Genomic DNA, 19,542 nt, shown 5'->3' on the forward strand with positions numbered 1-19,542 from the left:
TTAAACCTGGTTCAGACGTTCGGCGATAAAAGTGACCAGTTGACGGGCGATCTTGCCCTTGCTGGTCTGAGCAAACACGGTGGCATGCAGTTGGCGATCAATTACGCTGCACGCATTTTCCTCGCTATTGAAGCCAATGCTGGGGTTAGCCACATCGTTGGCCACAATCAGGTCGAGGTTTTTGTCTTTCAGCTTGCGCGCGGCGTAATCAAGCAAATGTTCGGTTTCGGCAGCAAAACCGACACTAAAAGGACGATCAGGGCGCGAGGCAATAGTGGCGAGAATGTCCGGGTTACGCACCATTTGCAGCAACAGGCCGTCCCCACTTGTAGGGTCTTTCTTGAGTTTTTGCGGAGCAATCACTTCCGGGCGGTAATCCGCAACCGCAGCCGAGGCAATAAAGATGTCGCAAGGCATCGCGGCTTCGCAGGCGGCCAGCATGTCACGCGCACTGACCACGTCGATCCGGTGGACCCGATCCGGCGTCGGCAAATGCACGGGGCCTGTAATCAATGTCACACGGGCACCGGCTTCCACAGCCGCTTCGGCCAGGGCAAAGCCCATTTTCCCGGAGCTGTGGTTTGTGATGTAACGCACCGGATCGATGTTTTCCTGGGTCGGCCCGGCAGTAATCAACACGTGCTTGCCTGTCAAAATCTGACGCTGGAAGCATTCGGCGGCGCAGCTCACCAAATCATCCGCCTCAAGCATGCGACCAAAACCCACATCGCCACAGGCCTGACTGCCGGAAGCCGGCCCAAACACTTTTAGGCCACGGGTTTGCAGCAGCTGAGTATTGGCCTGGGTCGCCGGGTCACGCCACATGGCCTGGTTCATCGCGGGGGCGATGGCGACCGTTGCGTCTGTGGCGAGCACCAAGGTGGTCAGCAAGTCGTTGGCGATACCTTGGGCCAAACGGGCAATCAGGTCAGCTGTGGCGGGCGCAATCAGCACCAGATCCGCCCATTTGGCCAGCTCGATATGCCCCATGGCTGCCTCGGCTGCCGGATCGAGCAGATCCAGATGAACCGGATGGCCGGACAAGGCTTGCATGGTCAGCGGGGTGATGAACTCACTGCCACCACGGGTCATCACTACCCGTACTTCAGCGCCCTGATCCAGCAGACGGCGAACCAGCTCTGCACTTTTGTAAGCAGCAATGCCGCCGCCGACGCCCAAAACAATGCGTTTTCGATACAGCCGCTGCATAGGCCTGCCTTTTTAGTTCGATGATGACTGCGCGGAAAATGGCCAAATGCCACGCAAAAATGATGGGCTAAGATAACACAGCGCCTGCTATGGAACAGCGGCGCCCACTGACATGGAGGTGTTATGAGCATTAGAGATTGGCCCGCAGCAGAGCGTCCGCGGGAGAAACTTTTAGAACAGGGATCAGCTAGCCTTTCAGATGCCGAATTACTTGCCATTTTCCTGCGCACGGGCGTTTCGGGCAAAAGTGCGGTGGATCTTGCACGTCACTTGTTGGCTGAATTCGGCAGCCTGCGAGCATTGCTGGAAGCTGACCTGGGGTCGTTCTGCCGTCAACTTGGGCTAGGCCCCGCCAAGTTCAGCCAACTGCAGGCGGTGCTGGAAATGGGCCGTCGCCATTTGGCCGAACGCTTGCGCCGTGACTCCGCGCTGGAGAGCCCGCAAGCCGTGCGCGATTACTTGAAATCGCTGTTGCGTCACGAGCACCACGAAGTGTTCGGCTGCCTGTTTATGGACTCCAAACACCGTATGTTGGCGTTTGAAGTATTGTTCAGAGGCTCAATCGACAGCGCCAGCGTGTACCCGCGGCAAGTCGTGAAGCGCGCACTGGCGCATAACGCTGCAGCCGTAATTTTTTGTCACAACCACCCTTCAGGGGTGCCCGAGCCCAGCGAAGCCGACCGAACGCTGACCCAGCGCCTGACAGAGGCGCTGGACCTGATTGAAGTGCGCGTGCTTGACCATTTCATTGTCGGCGAAGGCGAGCCGCTGTCCATGGTCGAATATGGCTGGATGTGAGGCCTAAGGCTTTAGGCTCACTGTCGAAAAATCCTGACGGCCAAATGGACTTACCTCATAACCCTGTACGTCTTTACGCGTAAGTGCGTAGGCCGTTGGATGTGCCAGCGGCAGCCACAAAGCTTGCTGCTGAATCTGCGCTTGAGCCTTCTGATACAGCGCACTGCGCTTGTCCTGATCGCTCAGGCGTTTGCCCTCACTGATCAAACTGTCCAGCGTCTTGTCGCAGTAGCGCGCAAAGTTGGTTCCGGACTGCACAGCAGCGCAGGAAAACTGGGGCGTCAGGAAATTGTCCGGGTCACCGTTGTCACCCGCCCAGCCCATGAACAGCAAATCGTGCTCGCCTGCTTTCGCGCGGCGAATCAGCTCGCCCCATTCGATCACCCGAATATCAGCCTTAATCCCGACCTTCGCCAGATCCGCTTGCAACAACTGCGCTCCCAGGCTTGGATTGGGGTTCAACACGCTACCTGTCGGACGTGTCCAGATCGTTGTACTGAAGCCGTCCTTGAGCCCGGCCTTGGCTAATAACGCCTTAGCTTTTTGCGGGTCGTGGGGATACTCCGGCAAATCCTTGGCGTAGCTCCAGGTGGTTGCCGGGTAAACACCCTTGGCCGCTTGCCCGCTGTTTTCAAACACCGCGTTCAAGTAAGTGTCCCTGTCAAAAGCCAGATTGATCGCCTGCCGCACTTCGGGTTTATCCAGCGGAGGATGCTGGCTGTTAATCGCCACGAAAGCCGTCATGAATGCAGGTGTTTGCGCAACTTTCAACGAGGGATCTTTGGCTGCGGCTTCAACATCCAGCGGTTTGGGCGAGAGCGCGATCTGGCACTCATTGCGCCGCAGCTTCTGCAACCTGACGTTGGCATCTGGCGTAATGGCGAAGATCAGCCCGTCAACCTTCGGCTTGCCAGAGAAATAATCAGGATTGGCCTTATAGCGAACCACGGCATCCTTTTGGAAGCGCGAGAACACAAAGGGTCCGGTGCCGATCGGCTGACTGTTCATCCGTTCAGGCGTGCCGGCCTTGAGCAGTTTGTCGGCATATTCGGCCGAATAGATGGAAGCAAAGCCCATGCTCAAGGCAGGCAGGAAGGTTGAGTCCGGATGGGAGAGGGTGAAGCGAACCGTTTGCGTGTCCGGCGTCTCGATGCTTTTAATCAGTGTAGGCAGTTGCAAAGACTGCGCGTGAGGGAAGCCGCTTTGCGCAACCTTGTGCCAAGGGTTGGCCGGATCAAGCATGCGCTCAAAACTGAAACGCACATCCTCGGCATTCAAGTCGCGCGAAGGGGTGAAGTAGGGGGTTTTGTGAAACTTGACGCCCGGACGCAATTTAAAGTCGTACACAAGGCCGTCAGCGGACACTGACCAGCTTTGCGCAAGGCTGGGCACTAACTTCCCGGCCTGCGCGTCAAAATCCACCAGACGGTTCATCAGCACGTCCGCGGAGGCATTGGTGGTGCTGAGCGAGTTGTATTGCACGACATCGAACCCTTCCGGGCTGGCCTCAGTGCACACGCTCAACGTGGCGGCGTGCGCCAGCGGCGTCAGACAAAACGTTAACAATAAGGGGGCAGCAGCGAGGCGCATGGCGGGATTTCCTTGGCAAGTCGTTGGCCCATCTGCAGGTGCAGTCTGGAAAAGACCTACCCTAGTGATCTATAGAGAAAATGACTACTTTTTAGCGCGACTCGTTCCCATGTGACGGTTCATTGATGCAGGGGAAATGGCCAATCACTGTGTTTTAAGTACTTGCCATGGAGATTGTGCTGCAGCTCGACACGCCGCTTGAACGCAAACAGCTGCGATCCTGACCTGAAACCTTTCATCCAGCGACGAGCGGTAAGGGCCCACAGGGCATAGGCTTTAGCGCGGATTGTCGATAGAATGCCGCCTTTATCAATCAATGCAAATCACACTGCATGTTGTTGCTCAATAGTCTTTCTGGTATAAAGCAGCGCTCTTTTCTAGGGGCCCGGTTCCTTCGTTTGTAGGCGTAACCGGTAAGACCCTTAAAGAAACGCGGCGCCTAGCGCCAAATGACTGAGAGATTAAGCGGCCAACCCATGCCGGGTTGGGCATGTGGTTTTAGAGGGCTGAGGCATGTCGAGAGTCTGTCAAGTTACCGGTAAGGGTCCGGTGACTGGGAATAACATTTCCCACGCAAATAACAAAACCCGTCGTCGTTTCCTGCCGAACCTGCAGCATCACCGCTTCTGGGTTGAAGAAGAGAAACGTTTCGTGCGTCTGCGCGTATCTGCCAAAGGCATGCGTATCATCGACAAGCGTGGCATTACTGTCGTGCTGGCCGAAATCCGCCGTGCTGGCAAGATCTAAAGGAGCTAATCATGCGTGAATTGATCCGTTTGGTGTCGAGCGCTGGTACAGGCCATTTCTACACCACTGATAAGAACAAGCGCACCACTCCGGACAAAATCGAAATCAAAAAATTCGATCCGCGGGTTCGCAAGCACGTGATCTACAAAGAAGCCAAAATCAAGTAATTGATTTTTCTTCTTTACGAAAAAGGCCCGCATCTCACGATACGGGCCTTTTTTGTTGCTTACGCCACAGCAAACCTCAGCAGGCGAATGATGCCGCAGTCAGCACCCAACAGAACTTGATGTAAAAAATTTCATCCCGAAAACGGAAATTTCTGTCCCGCTTCAAGCACTTTTAATGTGAACGAACCCGCTGTCCCCGCCCCGCTTTCATTCAGTAAAGGGTAACCCTCGTCGTCCACCACGTTAACCTGGCGCCCGTTAGGGCTGGTCAACTGCACATGTTCAACAACTTGGCCAATGCGCAAAACATCCGTGCCCATGTTATCCAGTTGAAACAACAACTTATTTAAATACCTATCAGCGTGAATATAGTCGGGATGGACGTCGTACAACCCCAAAAAGCTGTTTTTACTAATATCGACATGGTGCCCATTGAAACGGTGATTACGTGCGTCAGGTTGTTCGAGGTGGCGTGTAAAAGCCGCGATACGGTAAAGGTGCCGGCCATCCTCAAAGACATAACAACCAAACCAAAAACTTAACTCCACCAAGTAACGGTCCCAGACCATGCCGTTACTTAAGCGCTTTGTATAGTTATCTTTACCCGCAAACAACCAGCCGTCGTTATTTTTAAAAACGGTCTCATTGTTCATGGTGGCAGCGACTTTATACAGCGTCTGATCTTTACCTTTCCAGTAAATATCTGCACAAAAGCTTTTTTCCAACTTCAGAGCGCTTTTCATAGGCCACCCTCAACCACACATATAACCTTGAATAATGTTGTTTTGGTTGACGATGATGCGCAGTCGATCAGCGTTGTACTCCTTCGTGTAACCTTCGCCGGGCCTTTCAACACGAACAACCGTCGCGCCGGAACGCTGGCGCATGATTTCTACAAACTCGGGGGTTGCCGCATGCAGAATCTTGGGCAGGGCGAAGTCCAGGCTGCATTTTCCTGGCTCACTCTCAGAAGCCGCTGCCTGAACGCTTCCAGCACCCAAGACGAGCAAACACGCAATGGCTGTTTTTTTCATATTAAATAATGTGTTCATTTCACTTCCTTGCAAAATTCAACGCAAACTTTCAACCCTGTTAAACGTTTACCAACGCCCATTACCCGCAGCGGAAGTAACTCACTTTATTATCCGCGCCTACACCGATTCTCAGGCGATTCTCATTGAACTCTGTGGTATAGGCTACGCCCTCGCGCTCGACGCGAATTTCCTTCGCTTCAAAGATGTTGCGCAATACTTCGAAAATTACAGGCGAGGCATCAAAGGGCATAACGGTATTGTATGCAATATCAGTCCTGCACTTTCCACCTTCCGTTGCCATGGCCGGTGCCGACGCAAATACCGACGCAATAATGGCAGCCAGTGCAGTGTTTTTTGTAACGCTTAAAGTAGTCATGTTATTTCCCTATTTAGATAAGTGACGGGCGAATTCAGCCCTTATGCAGGTGTATATAATCGGTCTCTGCATACATCAAAGTCTGGATCTATTTTTCAATAGGGCAGGCATTCAGCTGTAACTGAACTTGTACCGCCTACACATTCAATGCAACACAAAAAAGCCCTGCCATTATCAATGGCAGGGCTTTGTGCAACGCTCTAGTTCGTGCTATTCAGCGCTTGCTCTCGAACACAACGTACACTTTCCTACACGCCTCAAGCACTTCCCACGTCCCCTGAAAACCGGCCGGGATGACAAAGCGGTCGCCTGCTCTCAGGGTTTTGGCATTACCTTCCCCGTCACGTAAAACTGAAACGCCCTGCAAAATTTCACAGTATTCATGCTCAGTGTATTTAACCTTCCACTGGCCCACGTCCCCTTCCCACACACCGGCGTTCATTTGCCCGCATGGGCTGTCGTAATGGTTATGGATCACTTGCTCCGGGTCGCCTTTGAGCACCTTCTCCGGTGCTGGCCGAAAGCGTACGGCCTCGGTGTTGGCGGTATTGAAATCGACGATCGTTTCGATGCTCATAGGTCTTGTCCCCCCGAAATTGCGGTGTGTGTGGCCATAAAGGCCAAAGTCTATGTTTATTAAAACGAACAAGCCATGCCGTTTACGACACGCGTGTCAAATATATTGAAAGTCTCACAGCCACTGGTTTAGGGTGGCGCATGTCTTGTGCCGAACACATTGGTGGATTGGACAGCATTCCTGACGTGCCACGCGAAAAACCGTGGTGCATGTATATCAATAAGAGGAGGACACTCGAATGACCACCCTGACGCGTGCTGATTGGGAACAACGGGCCCAGCAGCTGAAAATCGAAGGTCGCGCCTACATCAACGGTGAATACACCGCCGCGGTCTCCAATGAAACGTTCGAGTGCCTCAGCCCGGTCGATGGCCGTTTGCTGGGCAAGGTTGCCAGCTGCGATGCCGCGGATGCTCAACGCGCCGTTGAAAACGCGCGCAACACCTTCAACTCGGGCGTGTGGTCGCGCATGGCACCGGCCAAGCGCAAAGCCACCATGATCCGTTTCGCGGGCCTGCTCAAGCAAAACGCTGAAGAGCTGGCCCTGCTTGAAACCCTCGATATGGGCAAGCCAATCAGTGACTCTCTGGGTATTGACGTCCCCGGCGCCGCCAACGCGCTGAGCTGGAGCGGCGAAGCCATCGACAAGATTTACGACGAAGTGGCCGCTACCCCGCATAACCAACTGGGCCTGGTGACACGCGAACCGGTCGGTGTTGTCGCCGCCATCGTGCCGTGGAACTTCCCCCTGATGATGGCCTGCTGGAAACTCGGGCCTGCGTTGTCCACGGGCAACTCCGTCATCCTCAAGCCCTCTGAAAAATCGCCGCTGACCGCTATCCGCATCGCAGCACTGGCCGTCGAAGCAGGCATTCCGGCTGGCGTATTCAACGTCTTGCCGGGTTACGGCCACACTGTTGGCAAGGCGCTGGCACTGCACATGGACGTCGACACCCTGGTGTTCACAGGTTCCACCAAAATTGCCAAGCAACTGATGGTGTACGCTGGCGAGTCCAACATGAAGCGCGTCTGGCTCGAAGCAGGCGGTAAAAGCCCGAACATCGTGTTCGCCGACGCACCTGATCTGCAAGCGGCGGCCGAGTCGGCGGCCAGCGCCATCGCCTTTAACCAGGGCGAAGTCTGCACAGCGGGCTCGCGCCTGTTGGTCGAGCGCTCGATCAAGGACACCTTCCTGCCGCTGGTGATCGAAGCCCTCAAAAGCTGGAAACCGGGCAACCCGCTGGACCCGGCCACCACCGTCGGCGCACTGGTCGACACACAACAGATGAACACGGTGTTGTCGTACATCAAATCGGGTCACACCGAAGGCGCCAAACTGGTCGCCGGGGGCAACCAGATCCTTCAGGAGACGGGCGGGACTTATGTCGAGCCAACCATCTTCGACGGCGTGAGCAACGCGATGAAAATCGCCCAGGAAGAAATTTTCGGCCCGGTATTGTCGGTCATTACCTTCGACACCGCCGAAGAAGCCATACAGATAGCCAACGACACGCCTTACGGCTTGGCGGCAGCGGTCTGGACGGCGGACATTTCCAAAGCTCACTTGACCGCCAAAGCGCTGCGCGCCGGCAGTGTCTGGGTTAACCAATACGACGGCGGCGACATGACAGCACCGTTTGGTGGCTTCAAACAGTCGGGCAACGGCCGCGATAAATCGCTGCACGCGTTCGACAAGTACACCGAGCTGAAATCCACCTGGATCAAGCTGTAACACCCGGCCTTCGCCGTCGCAACACCCCTGTGGGAGCGAGCGTGTCTCGCGATGACCATGCCTTAAGGCATACCCATCGCAGACTTGCCCGCTCCCACAGTTGCTTGAACACCCAGAAACCACGTGATCCACAGGAGCACACCCATGCGTTGGGCGACATATTTTGCGGTGCTGGCTTCGGTTCTTAGCGTCGGCCTCGCGCTGGGTGTCAGCATGCCGCTGGTGTCGTTGCGCCTCGAAAACTGGGGCTACGGCGGATTTGCCATCGGCGTGATGGCAGCCATGCCTGCCATTGGCGTACTGGTCGGCGCCAGCATTGCCAGCAAGCTCGCAGCGCGCTTCGGCACACCAGGGCTGATGCGCTTGTGCCTGTGGTGCGGCGCACTGTCCATCGGGTTACTGGCCTTGCTGCCCAGTTATCCCGTGTGGCTGGTGTTGAGGCTGTTGATCGGGGTCGTACTCACCATGATCTTCATTCTGGGCGAAAGCTGGATCAACCAGTTGGTGACCGAGCAATGGCGGGGCCGCCTGGTCGCCCTGTATGGCTGCGCGTATGCCTTGAGCCAATTGTCCGGGCCGCTGCTCTTGGGGGTGGTGGGGTCTGAAAACGATTACGGCTTTGGGATCGGCGTAGCGTTGCTGACCCTTGCACCGTTGCTGCTGATGGGCCGCGATGGCGCACCCGTGACGCAATCCTGCAGCGTGACCTTCACCGATCTACTCGAATTTTGTCGCGGTTTGCCTGCCATTGCGTGGGCTGTCGCGCTGTTTGCAGCATTTGAGGCGATGATTCTGACGCTGCTGCCGGTGTATTGCCTGCGTCAAGGGTTCACGACCGACATTGCGCTGGCAATGGTCAGCACCGTGGTTGTCGGGGATGCCTTGCTGCAACTGCCCATTGGCGCCTTGGCCGACAAAGTGTCGCGCCGCTCATTGTTCACGGCATGCGCCGCGCTGCTGATGCTGTCCAGCCTTGCAGTGCCGTTACTGATCGATACCTTGATGATCTGGCCGGTGTGGGTGATTTTCGGCGCCAGCGCCGGGGGGTTGTTCACGTTGTCACTGATACTGATCGGCGAACGTTACCGTGACGATGCGCTGGTGCGCGCCAATGCACACGTCGCTCAACTGTGGGGCATCGGCTGCCTGATCGGCCCGCTGGCGGCAGGGGCGGGCAGCCAATGGGTCAGTGGTCATGCGTTGCCTTTATTCATGGCCGCCGGGGCGTTCGGGCTAGTGATTCTGGTGTTGCGCCAAGGTGCGTTTGGCGCCGAACAGTCGGCAGCCTAGAGCATCTTCTCCAGCCCCACACTTTTGCTGAACCAGGCATTGAGCCGACGCCACCAGTTGCCCGGCTCACGTTCCAAGGTGTGCAATTGCCCGTTGTCCTCGGTCTGCCAGACGATGTTGCCGTTCTCTAGCACCGGCTGATAACTCAACGCTGGCGACATCCCTTGCAACGCCAGCTTGCGGGCCTCGGCCGCCAACTCAGGGCTGTCGACCAACACACCCACTTCGGTGTTCCACAACCCGGAACGCGGGTCGAAATTGAATGAGCCGATAAAGGACTTTTGCTGATCGAAAATCATCGCCTTGCTGTGCAGGCTCGAATCGGTGCTCAGGCTGGTCTTGAACAAATGCGGCCCGCTGCCACCAGTACTGCCCGGCTGACGACGCAACTCATAGAGCTTGACCCCATGCTCCAGCAGCGCTTTGCGATACGGGGCATAACCGCCATGCACCGCCGGGACGTCAGTGGCTTCCAGCGAGTTGGTCAATAAACGTACATCGACACCGGCGTCGGAACGACCGGTCAGGTAAACCAGGCCGGTTTCTCCCGGCACAAAATAGGCCGAAATCAGGATCAGCTCCTGGTTTACGCCCGCCAGATCCGGCGCCAATTGCGTCGTCAACAATAAGTGTGGGTCGGGTTCATCCTTGGCCAGCACTTTGCTCGGCGCATCCCACAAGGCCTGGTTCCAGGCCCAGATCAGCTCTTTGCGCCAGACCGCCAGCTGCGGGTTGGTTTTGTACGACGCCAGTTGCTGATAGAGCGCCGGGTTGCGCCGTTGCGCCTGGCTGAGTGACGCCTCCAGAGCTTTTCTAGCTTTGGACAGCTCTCGCCTGGACAGGCGCGACGGGACAAAGTCCCCGATGGGCTGGCTCAGCGCGCTGTTCCAGTACTGGTCGAAACTGTGCCCGAGCTGCTCAGCGACCGGCCCGACGCTCAACAAATCAATATCGGTGAAATTCAGGTCGGGCTGGGCATCGAAATACTCATCGCCCAGATTTCGTCCGCCCACAATGGCCACACTGTTGTCGGCCAACCACAGCTTGTTGTGCATGCGACGGTGCTGACGCGACAGGTTGAACAGCCGCCCCATGGTTCGCGTCACGCCAGTGCTACGCCCAAGTTGCAAAGGATTAAACAGCCGGATCTGCACATTGGGATGCGCAGCGAGCGTCGCCAGCAATTCGTCGAGCCCGTCGCTGGCCGTGTCATCAAGCAGAAGTCGCACGCGCACGCCGCGATCGGCCGCCTTCAACAACTCATCGACCAGCATCCGCGTACTCAAACCGTCATGCACGATGTAGTACTGCAAGTCGAGGCTGGTTTGCGCATTGCGAATTAACTCGGCGCGCGCGCGAAACGCTTCGCCGCTGTTGGGCAGCAGGCGAAAACCCGAGCGCCCCTGATAGGGCGCGGCCTGTTGCTCAATGGAACGCCCGAAGGACGACTCTGCTGCAGGGATGGCCTGACTCGGCGCGCGGTGCACGTCCAACGTGGCGCAGCCTCCCAGCAAGACGCTCAGCAAAACTGCGCACAGTGATTTCAACGGGCTGACCTCAATCCAATCTTCGCAAGGGTAGTTAACGTTTTTCTGACAACAACTGGCTGACAGCCATGCCGACCTTGCGTACAGCGTCTTCGATCTGGGACGTGGGCTTGGCCGCGTAGTTCATTCGTAAACAGTTCCGGTACTTGCCCGACGCCGAAAAAATGCTGCCCACTGCAATCTGTACACCTTGCTCCAACAACGCGCGATTAAGCCGCAACGTGTCGAATGCCTCCGGCAGTTCGAGCCACAACATAAAGCTGCCCTGAGGCCGACTGGCACGGGTGCCCGGCGGAAAATAGCGGCTCACCCAACCCAGCATCAAGTCGCGATTGCGCTGGTATTGCGCACGCATCTTGCGCAAGTGCGGCTCGAAATGTCCATTTTTCAAGAAATCAGCAATCGCCAGTTGCGGCTGCGGCGCCGTGGAGCCGGTGCTGATGTATTTCATGTGCAGCACGCGTTCCAGGTAGCGGCCCGGCGCGACCCAACCGATACGCAAACCCGGCGCCAACGTCTTCGAAAATGAACTGCAGAGCAAGACACGTCCTTCGTCATCGAAGGATTTAATCGTGCGCGGGCGAGGATAGGTATAGGCCAGTTCGCCGTAGACATCGTCTTCAATGATCGCGACATCGAAGCGCTGTGCCAATGCCACCAAAGCCCGCTTGCGGGGCTCGGGCATGATGTATCCCAAGGGGTTATTGCAGCTGGGCGTCACTTGGATAGCCTTGATGGGCCACTGTTCCAGCGCCAGCTCAAGGGCCTCAAGACTGATGCCGGTCAGCGGGTCGGTGGGGATCTCCAGCGCTTTCATGCCCAACCCCTTGAGGGTTTGCATGGCGCCGTGAAAGCTCGGGGAATCTACGGCTACGATATCGCCCGGTTCGCACACGGCGCGAATGCTGCACGACAGCGCCTCGTGACACCCCGTGGTGATCACCAGTTCGTCAGGCCCTAACTGGCAGCCAGAGTCGAGCAGCAACCGCGCCAACTGTTCGCGCAGGGCCAGCACGCCATACACGGTGTCGTAATACAGACCGGGTAAGTCCTGACGGCGACTGAGTTGCGCCAGGCTGCGCAGCAACGGCTTGATGGTCGGCGTGGTGACATCAGGCATGCCGCGGCCCAACTGAATCACGTCCTTGCGCGGCACCGATCGCACCAGCTCAAGTACTTGCTCCCACTGTGAAATTTCCACCGGTCTTTGGGCGGGCTTGCCCATGCCCGGCAATGCAGGCAGTTCACGCTCCATCGGCACGAAATACCCGGACTTGGGACGCGGCGAGGCCAACCCGTTGTCTTCCAGCAACCTGTATGCCTGCTGCACGGTACTCAAGCTAACCCCGTGCTCGGCACTCAATGCACGCACTGACGGCAGGCGATCGCCCGGTCGATAAAACCCTTGCTCGATCCGTGTACCAATCAGGTCGGCGAGGTTGACGTAGAGGGTCATGGCAGCACTCTGGGCTAGGAGGTGGAGGTTAAAACCAGTTCAGATGCTGCATTTTTCGGTCATTCAGCGCCAAAAGACCGCATCTGTATGCAAGCAAAAACAGTTCCCTGAATCTGTCATGGTTTTATGTTCGGGGCCATCCTTTTGACACGCAGCCATCGAGCCAAAAGGAACCTGAAGATGAATGGTATGAGCGATGTCCGCCTGACACTGCACGGCCCGCAACTGCAAGAAGAGCATGAAGTTTTCAAACGGGCCGGCGCCCCGGTCGGGCTCAGTCGTTGGGGCCTGTTTTGGCACCGTTCACGCACACGCCGCGTACTGCTGTCGATGGACGATCAGCAATTGCGCGACATAGGGCTGAGCCGTGCCATGGCGCAACACGAAGGTTGCAAGCCGTTTTGGCGCTCGTAACCTGCGCGCTCAACGCAACTCTTTGAGACGGTGCCACAGCATCCCGAGTGCCAGCAGGGGAGAGCGCAGGTACTTGCCGCCGGGAAAGGTGATGTGTGGCACCTTGGCGAACAGGTCGAAGCCATCGCTGTGTTGCCCGCTGATGGCTTCGGCCAGCAGCTTGCCCGCCAAATGCGTGGCGTTCACGCCATGCCCGGAATATGCCTGAGCGAAGTACACGTTCGGCTGATCCGGCAAGCGGCCGATCTGCGGCAACCGGTTAGCGCCAATGCCGATCATCCCGCCCCACTGATAGTCGATGCGTACATCGCTCAGATGCGGGAACACTTCCAGCATTTTGGGGCGCATGTAGGCCGCGATGTCTTGTGGGTCGCGTCCCGAATAGTGGCAGGCACCGCCGAACAACAGGCGTCGGTCGGCGGAAAGGCGGTAGTAGTCCAGCGCCACGCGTTGATCGCACACCGCCATGTTTTGCGGCAACAACGCGTGAGCCTGCGCTTCGCTCAGCGGCTCGGTGGCAATGATGTAACTGCCTGCGGGCAGCACCTTGCCGCTCAATTGCGGGTTGAGGTCTTTCAGGTAGGCGTTACACCCCAGCACCAGGCTCTTGGCACGCACTGATCCCCGGGCTGTGTGAACCCGCACTTGCGGGCCGTAATCAATGCGGGTCACGGCTGAATGTTCAAACAGCTGTACGCCTGACTGCGCTGCAGCGGCGGCTTCACCCAAAGCCAGGTTGAGCGGGTGCAAATGGCCAGAGCCCATGTCAATCAACCCGCCCACATACCGGTCAGAACCCACCACGCTGCGCACTTCATGGGCTTGCAGCAGACGGGTTTCATGGCGATAGCCCAGCGCGCGCAGTTCTTCAGCCTCTTGGGCAAACCCCTCAAGGTCGCGAGGCTTGTTGGCGAGGTCGCAATAACCCCAAGTCAGGTCGCAGTCAATATTGAATCGTTCTACGCGCTGGCGAACGATTTCCACTGCTTCAAGCCCCATCAGCTTCATCTGCCGCACGCCGTCTTTGCCGATGATGCCTTCAAACTGCTCAAGGCCGTGGCCCACGCCGCGAATCAACTGCCCGCCGTTGCGACCGCTGGCACCCCAGCCGATCTTATGTGCTTCGAGCAGGATCACGCTCATGCCACGCTCGGCCAGTTCCAGCGCGGTATTGAGCCCCGAAAAGCCCCCACCCACCACGCACACATCGGCCACCCTCTCACCTTGCAGCACTGGATGGTCAGGCTGCGGCAAGCTGCTGGCGGCGTAATAAGAAGTGGTGTGCTGGCTGCGCTGAACAGGGGCGTTCATGTGCGGGATCCTGATTATTTGTGTTTGGAAAATTTGACGGAGCATAAGCCGTGCCATTCCCATGGGGCAAGAACAGCTGGACGGCGCTGTCTAGGGCAGGGCTTTTCAGGCAGACTCTGTGGCCTTTTGAACATCGGTAGGCGCTGAATGAGCTGTAACAGTCACAAAATCCGCTTTCTCAGGCAGCAAATCCCGTCGTTTGAATGCGTACCGGGCTGCCACGACTGCTGCGGGCCCGTGACCACCTCGTCCGAAGAAATGGCACGCCTGCCGCGCAAAACGGCGGCCGAACAGGAAGCAGCCATGGACGAACTGAACTGCGTTCACCTGGGGCCTGATGGTTGCACCGTGTATGAGGAGCGCCCTCTGATTTGCCGCCTGTTCGGCACCACCCCGACATTGCCGTGCCCCAATGGCCGGCGCCCTGTGGAGATGATTCACCCAAGCGCTGAAAAGCTCGTGCATGAATACATCGCCACCACGCGGCAAGTGCTGGTTTAAACGCTCGCCCCTGTACTGTTCCGGTCAATCCGGGATCGGCAGGTTCAGGCTTTCTTTGACTTCTTCCATCACGATGTAACTTTTGGATTCGCGCACGTGGGGCAGTTTCAACAGAATATCCCCCAGCAATTTGCGATAAGACGCCATCTCACTGATGCGCGCTTTCACCAAATAGTCAAAATCGCCTGACACCAAATGGCACTCCAGCACATGGGGAAGTTTCAGCACGGCACGTCGGAACTCATCAAACGTGTCGCCTGATTTGTAGTCGAGGCTGATTTCTACGAATACCAGCAAACTGCCCTGCAAATGCTGCGGGTTGAGGCGGGCGTTGTAGCCCATGATAATTCCTTCGCGCTCCAGCCTGCGCACCCGCTCGGTGCACGGCGTGGTCGACAGCCCCACCTTCTCCCCCAGCTCGGTAAACGAGATGCGCCCATCGGCCTGCAGGATGCGCAAAATGTTGCGATCAATCTTGTCCAATTCACGCTTTGTTTGGTGATTTGTACGCATAGGAGAATCTCCTTTGTCAAAAGCGTTTTAGCCGAGAATTGTCGCCAAATATAGCCATTTATACAGTGAATTCCACTAGCCAATGGTTCATATACTGCGCCCATCTTCGCTTTGAACAATAAACGTCTGCGGCTGGCCGCGATGAGGGATATAAATATGCGAGTTATGGTATTGGGTGGCGGCGTAATTGGTACTGCCAGCGCCTATTATCTGGCCCGAGCCGGCTTTGAAGTGGTCGTGGTCGACCGTCAGCCCGCCGTTGCAATGGAAACCAGCTTTGCCAACGCAGGCCAGGTTTCTCCAGGTTATGCCTCACCCTGGGCAGCCCCGGGCGTGCCGCTCAAAGCCATGAAATGGCTGCTCGAACGCCACGCACCTTTAGCCATCAAAGCCACCGCCAATATCGACCAATACCTGTGGATGGCGCAGATGCTGCGCAACTGCACCGCCAGCCGTTATGCAGTAAACAAAGAGCGCATGGTGCGTCTGTCCGAGTACAGCCGTGACTGCCTCGATGAACTGCGCGCCGAAACCGGCATTGCCTACGAGGCTCGCAACCTGGGAACGACTCAACTGTTTCGCACCCAGGCGCAACTCGATGGCGCGGCTAAAGACATTGCCGTCCTCAAGGAATCGGGCGTTCCTTACGAATTGCTCGACCGCGATGGCATTGCCCGCGTTGAACCTGCGCTGGCCAGTGTCACCGACATTCTGGCCGGGGCCTTGCGCTTGCCGAATGACCAGACGGGCGACTGCCAGATGTTCACCACCCGCCTGGCGGAAATGGCGAAAAATCTGGGCGTGGAATTCCGTTTCGGCCAGGACATTCAGCGTCTCGACTACGCGGGCGATCGCATCAACGGCGTGATGATCGACGGCAAACTCGAAACTGCCGACCGTTACGTGCTGGCGCTTGGCAGCTACTCGCCGCAGTTGCTCAAGCCGCTGGGCATCAAAGCCCCGGTTTACCCGCTCAAGGGTTACTCGCTGACCATCCCGATTACCAACCCGGACATGGCCCCGACTTCGACCATTCTCGACGAGACCTACAAAGTCGCGATCACCCGTTTCGACAACCGCATCCGCGTTGGCGGCATGGCTGAGATCGCCGGTTTTGACCTGTCGCTTAATCCGCGCCGGCGTGAAACCCTGGAGATGATCGTCAACGACCTTTATCCTCGGGGCGGTGACTTGAGCCAGGCCAGCTTCTGGACCGGCTTGCGTCCAACCACGCCAGACGGCACACCGATTGTAGGCGCGACCCCGTTCAAGAACCTGTTCCTGAACACCGGCCACGGCACACTGGGCTGGACCATGGCGTGCGGGTCCGGCCGTTATCTGGCCGATGTCATGGCGAAGAAAACGCCGCAAATCAGCACCGAAGGCCTCGACATTTCGCGTTACGGCAACCCTCAGGAGACTGCTAAACATGGCAATCCAGCGCCAGCTCACCAATGAACGCATGAGCCAGATCGTCGTCCACAACGGGACCGTCTACCTGTCCGGTCAAGTCGGCGATGACATGAATGCGGGTGTCGAGCAGCAAACCCGTGAAACGCTGGTTAACATCGAGCGCCTGCTGGATTTGGCAGGCACCGACAAGAATCACATCCTGTCAGTGACCATCTACCTGAAGGACATCGATGCTGATTTCATCGGAATGAACACGGTGTGGGACCAATGGTTGCCCAAAGGCGTGCAGCCCGCCCGTGCCACCGTTGAAGCCAAGCTGTGCGAACCCGAAATCTTGGTTGAGCTGTCGGTGATCGCAGCGCTGCCATAAATGTTGTGCTCCTTAGTAAAAGTCCCTCTTGCGGCGCAGGTGGCAGTTAACGCTGCGGGTTGCGCCGTTTTTTTATTCATTAGCCGTTAGAAGCCCGCCATGCGTCCAGCCCGTGCCCTGATCGACCTTCAAGCCCTGCGTCATAACTACCAATTGGCCCGCGAAGTGACGGGGGCCAAGGCCCTTGCCGTAATCAAGGCCGATGCTTACGGCCATGGCGCCGTACGCTGCGCGCAGGCGCTGGAGGACGAGGCGGATGGCTTTGCGGTTGCCTGCATCGAAGAAGCCCTTGAGCTGCGCGACGCTGGCATCCGTGCCCCGATCCTGCTGCTGGAAGGCTTTTTTACCGCGCAGGACGAATTGCCGCTGATCGTCGAGCACGACCTGTGGTGCGTCGTGCATTCGCTGTGGCAACTTGAGGAAATCCTCGACAGCGCGCTCGCCAGCCCCATCAACGTATGGCTCAAGCTTGACACCGGCATGCACCGCGTCGGGCTGCATCCGGCCGACTTTCAGGCGGCTTACCAACGCCTGCTCGCCAGCCCCAACGTTGCCAAGGTGGTGTTGATGAGCCACTTCTCGCGCGCAGATGAACTGGGATGCGGCCGCAGCGAAGAACAGGTGGCTGTATTTGAAGCGGCCCGCGCTCAATTGGACGCTGAAGTGAGCCTGCGCAATTCACCCGCTGTCCTGGGATGGCCGAATGTGCCCAGCGACTGGGTACGCCCTGGCCTGATGCTCTATGGCAGCACCCCGTTCGAAGAGGCTCAGGCACTGGCTGAGCGTTTGCAGCCGGTCATGACAGTGGAATCCAAGGTCATCTGCGTGCGCGAATTGCCAGCGGGCGAACCTGTGGGCTATGGCGCCCGATTCATCACCGACCGCCCCATGCGCATCGGCGTTGTAGCCATGGGCTACGCAGACGGTTACCCACGTCATGCACCCACGGGCACGCCTGTTTGGGTGGGCGGGCAACGCAGCCAACTGCTGGGCCGCGTGTCGATGGACATGCTGTGCATCGACCTGACCGATGTGCCGCAAGCGGGTTTGGGTTCTAGCGTCGAACTGTGGGGCAAAAACATCCTCGCCAGTGAAGTGGCGGCCCATGCTGAAACCATTCCTTACCAGATTTTTTGCAACCTCAAACGCGTGCCACGCCTCTATTCCGGGAGCTGATGGCAGAACTTCCAAACCAGGAGCCAAACGGTTGCGCAGGATTGAAGTCGAAGTGTTGTAAATACTGAACGCTATCGCCATGATGGCGCCAACTCGACCTAAATCTGAACCCCAGGAGGCTCCCGCATTGGACGTCGGTGAACGACTGCAATCCATCCGCAAACTGAAAGGGCTATCTCAGCGTGAACTCGCCAAACGCGCGGGCGTCACCAATAGCACCATTTCGATGATCGAAAAGAACAGTGTCAGCCCTTCGATCAGTTCGCTGAGAAAAGTGCTGAGCGGCATCCCGATGTCGATGGTCGAGTTCTTTTCCGAAGAAATCCTTCAAGAAACACCGACTCAGATTGTCTATAAAGCCAATGAGCTGATCGACATTTCAGACGGTGCAGTGACCATGAAACTGGTCGGCCGCGCGCACCCCAGCCGGGCCATTGCCTTCCTGAACGAAATCTACCCACCGGGCGCCGATACCGGCGACGAAATGCTGACCCACGACGGTGAGGAAACCGGCATTTTGCTGGAAGGTCGTCTTGAATTGACCGTAGGTCTTGAGACGTTCGTGCTGGAGGCGGGTGACAGCTACTATTTCGAGAGTTCCAAGCCGCACCGTTTTCGCAACCCGTTCGACGTCGCAGCGCGACTAATCAGCGCAGCTACCCCGGCGAATTTCTAAGAAAAGAGGCGCCCTGCATGCCCTGCAGAGGCTCCCCACGTTGCATTTCGCCACTTATAAGACCCCTTCTACTTTAGGGTTGTTTCAGAGTGGCGGGCTAACCGTTATACTTTCGCCCGCCCGCGAAACCGTGGTTGTGGGCGTGACTAGCCACCATTGAGGGTGAACGCGTGAACCTAATTATGAAAATGCTGGCCGTACCAGCAGCAGTAGTGGCCCTTTGGGCAGTCAACGCTCAAGCAACGACGAACGATGACATCGCAAAACGTCTTGAGCCAGTGGGTAAAGTCTGTATTCAAGGCCAGGAATGCAAAGGGATGGACGTTGCAGCTTCAGTTGGTGGCGGCGGCGGTATGTCAGCAGATGACATCATTGCCAAGCATTGCAGCGCATGCCACAGCACAGGCCTGTTGGGCGCACCGAAAATCGATGACACCGCTGCCTGGAAAGAACGCGCAGACCAGCAGGGCGGCCTCGACGGCATCCTGGCCAAGGCCATCACCGGGATCAACGCCATGCCGCCTAAAGGCACATGCAGCACTTGCTCCGATGAAGACCTGAAAGGCGCCATCCAGAAGATGTCCGGTTTGAAATAAGCCGAACTCCTGCAAAAAAACCGCTGATGGGCGGTTTTTTTGTGCCTGC

At 57.2% G+C, this 19,542-nt stretch carries 22 protein-coding genes; 12 read left to right on the forward strand and 10 right to left on the reverse strand.

The genetic code is table 11. The annotated features are described in order from the left end of the window. Nucleotides 1-1,209 (reverse strand): bifunctional phosphopantothenoylcysteine decarboxylase/phosphopantothenate--cysteine ligase CoaBC, encoded by a 1,209-nt coding sequence (gene coaBC / locus CJF39_RS01410; protein ID WP_094991816.1) that lies wholly within the window; start codon nt 1,207-1,209, stop codon nt 1-3. A 123-nt stretch (nt 1,210-1,332) separates the two neighbouring features. On the opposite strand from coaBC, the gene radC reads away from it, so the two are divergent. After that, entirely contained in the window at nt 1,333-2,007 is a 675-nt protein-coding gene (gene radC, locus CJF39_RS01415) for a RadC family protein (protein WP_094991817.1), read from the forward strand. A 3-nt stretch (nt 2,008-2,010) separates the two neighbouring features. Here radC and CJF39_RS01420 read toward each other — a convergent pair whose 3' ends face one another. Continuing rightward, nucleotides 2,011-3,597 (reverse strand): ABC transporter substrate-binding protein, encoded by a 1,587-nt coding sequence (locus tag CJF39_RS01420; RefSeq protein WP_094991818.1) that lies wholly within the window; start codon nt 3,595-3,597, stop codon nt 2,011-2,013. 513 nt (nt 3,598-4,110) lie between these two features. On the opposite strand from CJF39_RS01420, the gene rpmB reads away from it, so the two are divergent. Both rpmB and rpmG read left to right on the forward strand, forming a co-directional pair. Next, nucleotides 4,111-4,344 carry a 50S ribosomal protein L28 gene (gene rpmB / locus CJF39_RS01425; RefSeq protein ID WP_019410280.1) on the forward strand — a complete coding sequence of 78 codons (234 nt, stop codon included), beginning with the start codon at nt 4,111-4,113 and terminating at the stop codon, nt 4,342-4,344. A gap of 11 nt (nt 4,345-4,355) precedes the next feature. Then, nucleotides 4,356-4,511: a 50S ribosomal protein L33 gene (gene rpmG / locus CJF39_RS01430; RefSeq protein ID WP_003437824.1), complete on the forward strand. Its 156-nt coding sequence runs from the start codon at nt 4,356-4,358 to the stop codon at nt 4,509-4,511. A 131-nt stretch (nt 4,512-4,642) separates the two neighbouring features. Here rpmG and CJF39_RS01435 read toward each other — a convergent pair whose 3' ends face one another. From CJF39_RS01435 to CJF39_RS01450, 4 genes are all read right to left on the reverse strand, one after another. Then, nucleotides 4,643-5,254 carry a hypothetical protein gene (locus CJF39_RS01435; protein WP_094991819.1) on the reverse strand — a complete coding sequence of 204 codons (612 nt, stop codon included), beginning with the start codon at nt 5,252-5,254 and terminating at the stop codon, nt 4,643-4,645. 9 nt (nt 5,255-5,263) lie between these two features. Then, the gene (locus CJF39_RS01440; protein ID WP_094991820.1) at nt 5,264-5,563 is read right to left on the reverse strand and encodes an I78 family peptidase inhibitor; all 300 of its coding nucleotides are present in this window, start codon (nt 5,561-5,563) and stop codon (nt 5,264-5,266) included. A 61-nt stretch (nt 5,564-5,624) separates the two neighbouring features. Continuing rightward, complete coding sequence (locus CJF39_RS01445; protein WP_094991821.1) at nt 5,625-5,921, reverse strand: hypothetical protein; 297 nt, start codon at nt 5,919-5,921, stop codon at nt 5,625-5,627. Nucleotides 5,922-6,135: 214 nt separating this feature from the next. Further along, nucleotides 6,136-6,498 carry a cupin domain-containing protein gene (locus CJF39_RS01450; RefSeq protein WP_094991822.1) on the reverse strand — a complete coding sequence of 121 codons (363 nt, stop codon included), beginning with the start codon at nt 6,496-6,498 and terminating at the stop codon, nt 6,136-6,138. Nucleotides 6,499-6,736: 238 nt separating this feature from the next. On the opposite strand from CJF39_RS01450, the gene CJF39_RS01455 reads away from it, so the two are divergent. Together CJF39_RS01455 and CJF39_RS01460 are read left to right on the forward strand one after the other, a co-directional pair. Next, nucleotides 6,737-8,230 carry an aldehyde dehydrogenase gene (locus tag CJF39_RS01455; RefSeq protein WP_094991823.1) on the forward strand — a complete coding sequence of 498 codons (1,494 nt, stop codon included), beginning with the start codon at nt 6,737-6,739 and terminating at the stop codon, nt 8,228-8,230. A 144-nt stretch (nt 8,231-8,374) separates the two neighbouring features. Beyond that, on the forward strand, nt 8,375-9,520 hold the full coding sequence (locus CJF39_RS01460) for an MFS transporter (protein WP_094991824.1): 1,146 nt from the start codon (nt 8,375-8,377) through the stop codon (nt 9,518-9,520). Here the strand turns inward: CJF39_RS01460 and CJF39_RS01465 are convergent. Beyond that, nucleotides 9,517-11,067: a phospholipase D family protein gene (locus CJF39_RS01465; protein ID WP_212555972.1), complete on the reverse strand. Its 1,551-nt coding sequence runs from the start codon at nt 11,065-11,067 to the stop codon at nt 9,517-9,519. The genes CJF39_RS01460 and CJF39_RS01465 overlap by 4 nt on opposite strands. 34 nt (nt 11,068-11,101) lie before the next feature. After that, the gene (locus CJF39_RS01470; RefSeq protein ID WP_094991826.1) at nt 11,102-12,523 is read right to left on the reverse strand and encodes a PLP-dependent aminotransferase family protein; all 1,422 of its coding nucleotides are present in this window, start codon (nt 12,521-12,523) and stop codon (nt 11,102-11,104) included. A 180-nt stretch (nt 12,524-12,703) separates the two neighbouring features. Between CJF39_RS01470 and CJF39_RS01475 the strand changes: the two genes are divergently transcribed. Next, nucleotides 12,704-12,937: a DUF1127 domain-containing protein gene (locus CJF39_RS01475; protein ID WP_094991827.1), complete on the forward strand. Its 234-nt coding sequence runs from the start codon at nt 12,704-12,706 to the stop codon at nt 12,935-12,937. Nucleotides 12,938-12,946: 9 nt separating this feature from the next. Here CJF39_RS01475 and CJF39_RS01480 read toward each other — a convergent pair whose 3' ends face one another. After that, complete coding sequence (locus CJF39_RS01480) at nt 12,947-14,248, reverse strand: NAD(P)/FAD-dependent oxidoreductase (protein ID WP_094991828.1); 1,302 nt, start codon at nt 14,246-14,248, stop codon at nt 12,947-12,949. Between the two features lie 147 nt (nt 14,249-14,395). On the opposite strand from CJF39_RS01480, the gene CJF39_RS01485 reads away from it, so the two are divergent. Then, the gene (locus tag CJF39_RS01485) at nt 14,396-14,749 is read left to right on the forward strand and encodes a YkgJ family cysteine cluster protein (protein WP_094991829.1); all 354 of its coding nucleotides are present in this window, start codon (nt 14,396-14,398) and stop codon (nt 14,747-14,749) included. Nucleotides 14,750-14,773: 24 nt separating this feature from the next. Here CJF39_RS01485 and CJF39_RS01490 read toward each other — a convergent pair whose 3' ends face one another. Next, entirely contained in the window at nt 14,774-15,262 is a 489-nt protein-coding gene (locus CJF39_RS01490; RefSeq protein ID WP_047278794.1) for an Lrp/AsnC ligand binding domain-containing protein, read from the reverse strand. Between the two features lie 156 nt (nt 15,263-15,418). On the opposite strand from CJF39_RS01490, the gene dadA reads away from it, so the two are divergent. The 5 genes from dadA to CJF39_RS01515 all read left to right on the forward strand — a co-directional run bounded on the left by dadA (nt 15,419) and on the right by CJF39_RS01515 (nt 19,493). After that, the gene (gene dadA / locus CJF39_RS01495) at nt 15,419-16,720 is read left to right on the forward strand and encodes a D-amino acid dehydrogenase (RefSeq protein ID WP_094991830.1); all 1,302 of its coding nucleotides are present in this window, start codon (nt 15,419-15,421) and stop codon (nt 16,718-16,720) included. After that, on the forward strand, nt 16,692-17,045 hold the full coding sequence (locus CJF39_RS01500; protein ID WP_094991831.1) for a RidA family protein: 354 nt from the start codon (nt 16,692-16,694) through the stop codon (nt 17,043-17,045). Before dadA ends, CJF39_RS01500 begins: the two co-directional genes overlap by 29 nt. A 99-nt stretch (nt 17,046-17,144) precedes the next feature. Beyond that, nucleotides 17,145-18,221, forward strand: coding sequence for an alanine racemase (gene alr, locus CJF39_RS01505; RefSeq protein WP_094991832.1), 1,077 nt, complete (start codon nt 17,145-17,147; stop codon nt 18,219-18,221). Between the two features lie 127 nt (nt 18,222-18,348). After that, nucleotides 18,349-18,897 (forward strand): cupin domain-containing protein, encoded by a 549-nt coding sequence (locus tag CJF39_RS01510; RefSeq protein WP_047278802.1) that lies wholly within the window; start codon nt 18,349-18,351, stop codon nt 18,895-18,897. A 182-nt stretch (nt 18,898-19,079) separates the two neighbouring features. Then, a complete protein-coding gene (locus tag CJF39_RS01515; RefSeq protein ID WP_094991833.1) occupies nt 19,080-19,493 on the forward strand; it encodes a c-type cytochrome in 414 nt (137 codons plus the stop codon). Nucleotides 19,494-19,542 lie beyond the last annotated feature (49 nt).

This window comes from Pseudomonas lundensis (assembly GCF_002269125.1).
GTDB lineage: Bacteria > Pseudomonadota > Gammaproteobacteria > Pseudomonadales > Pseudomonadaceae > Aquipseudomonas > Aquipseudomonas lundensis_A.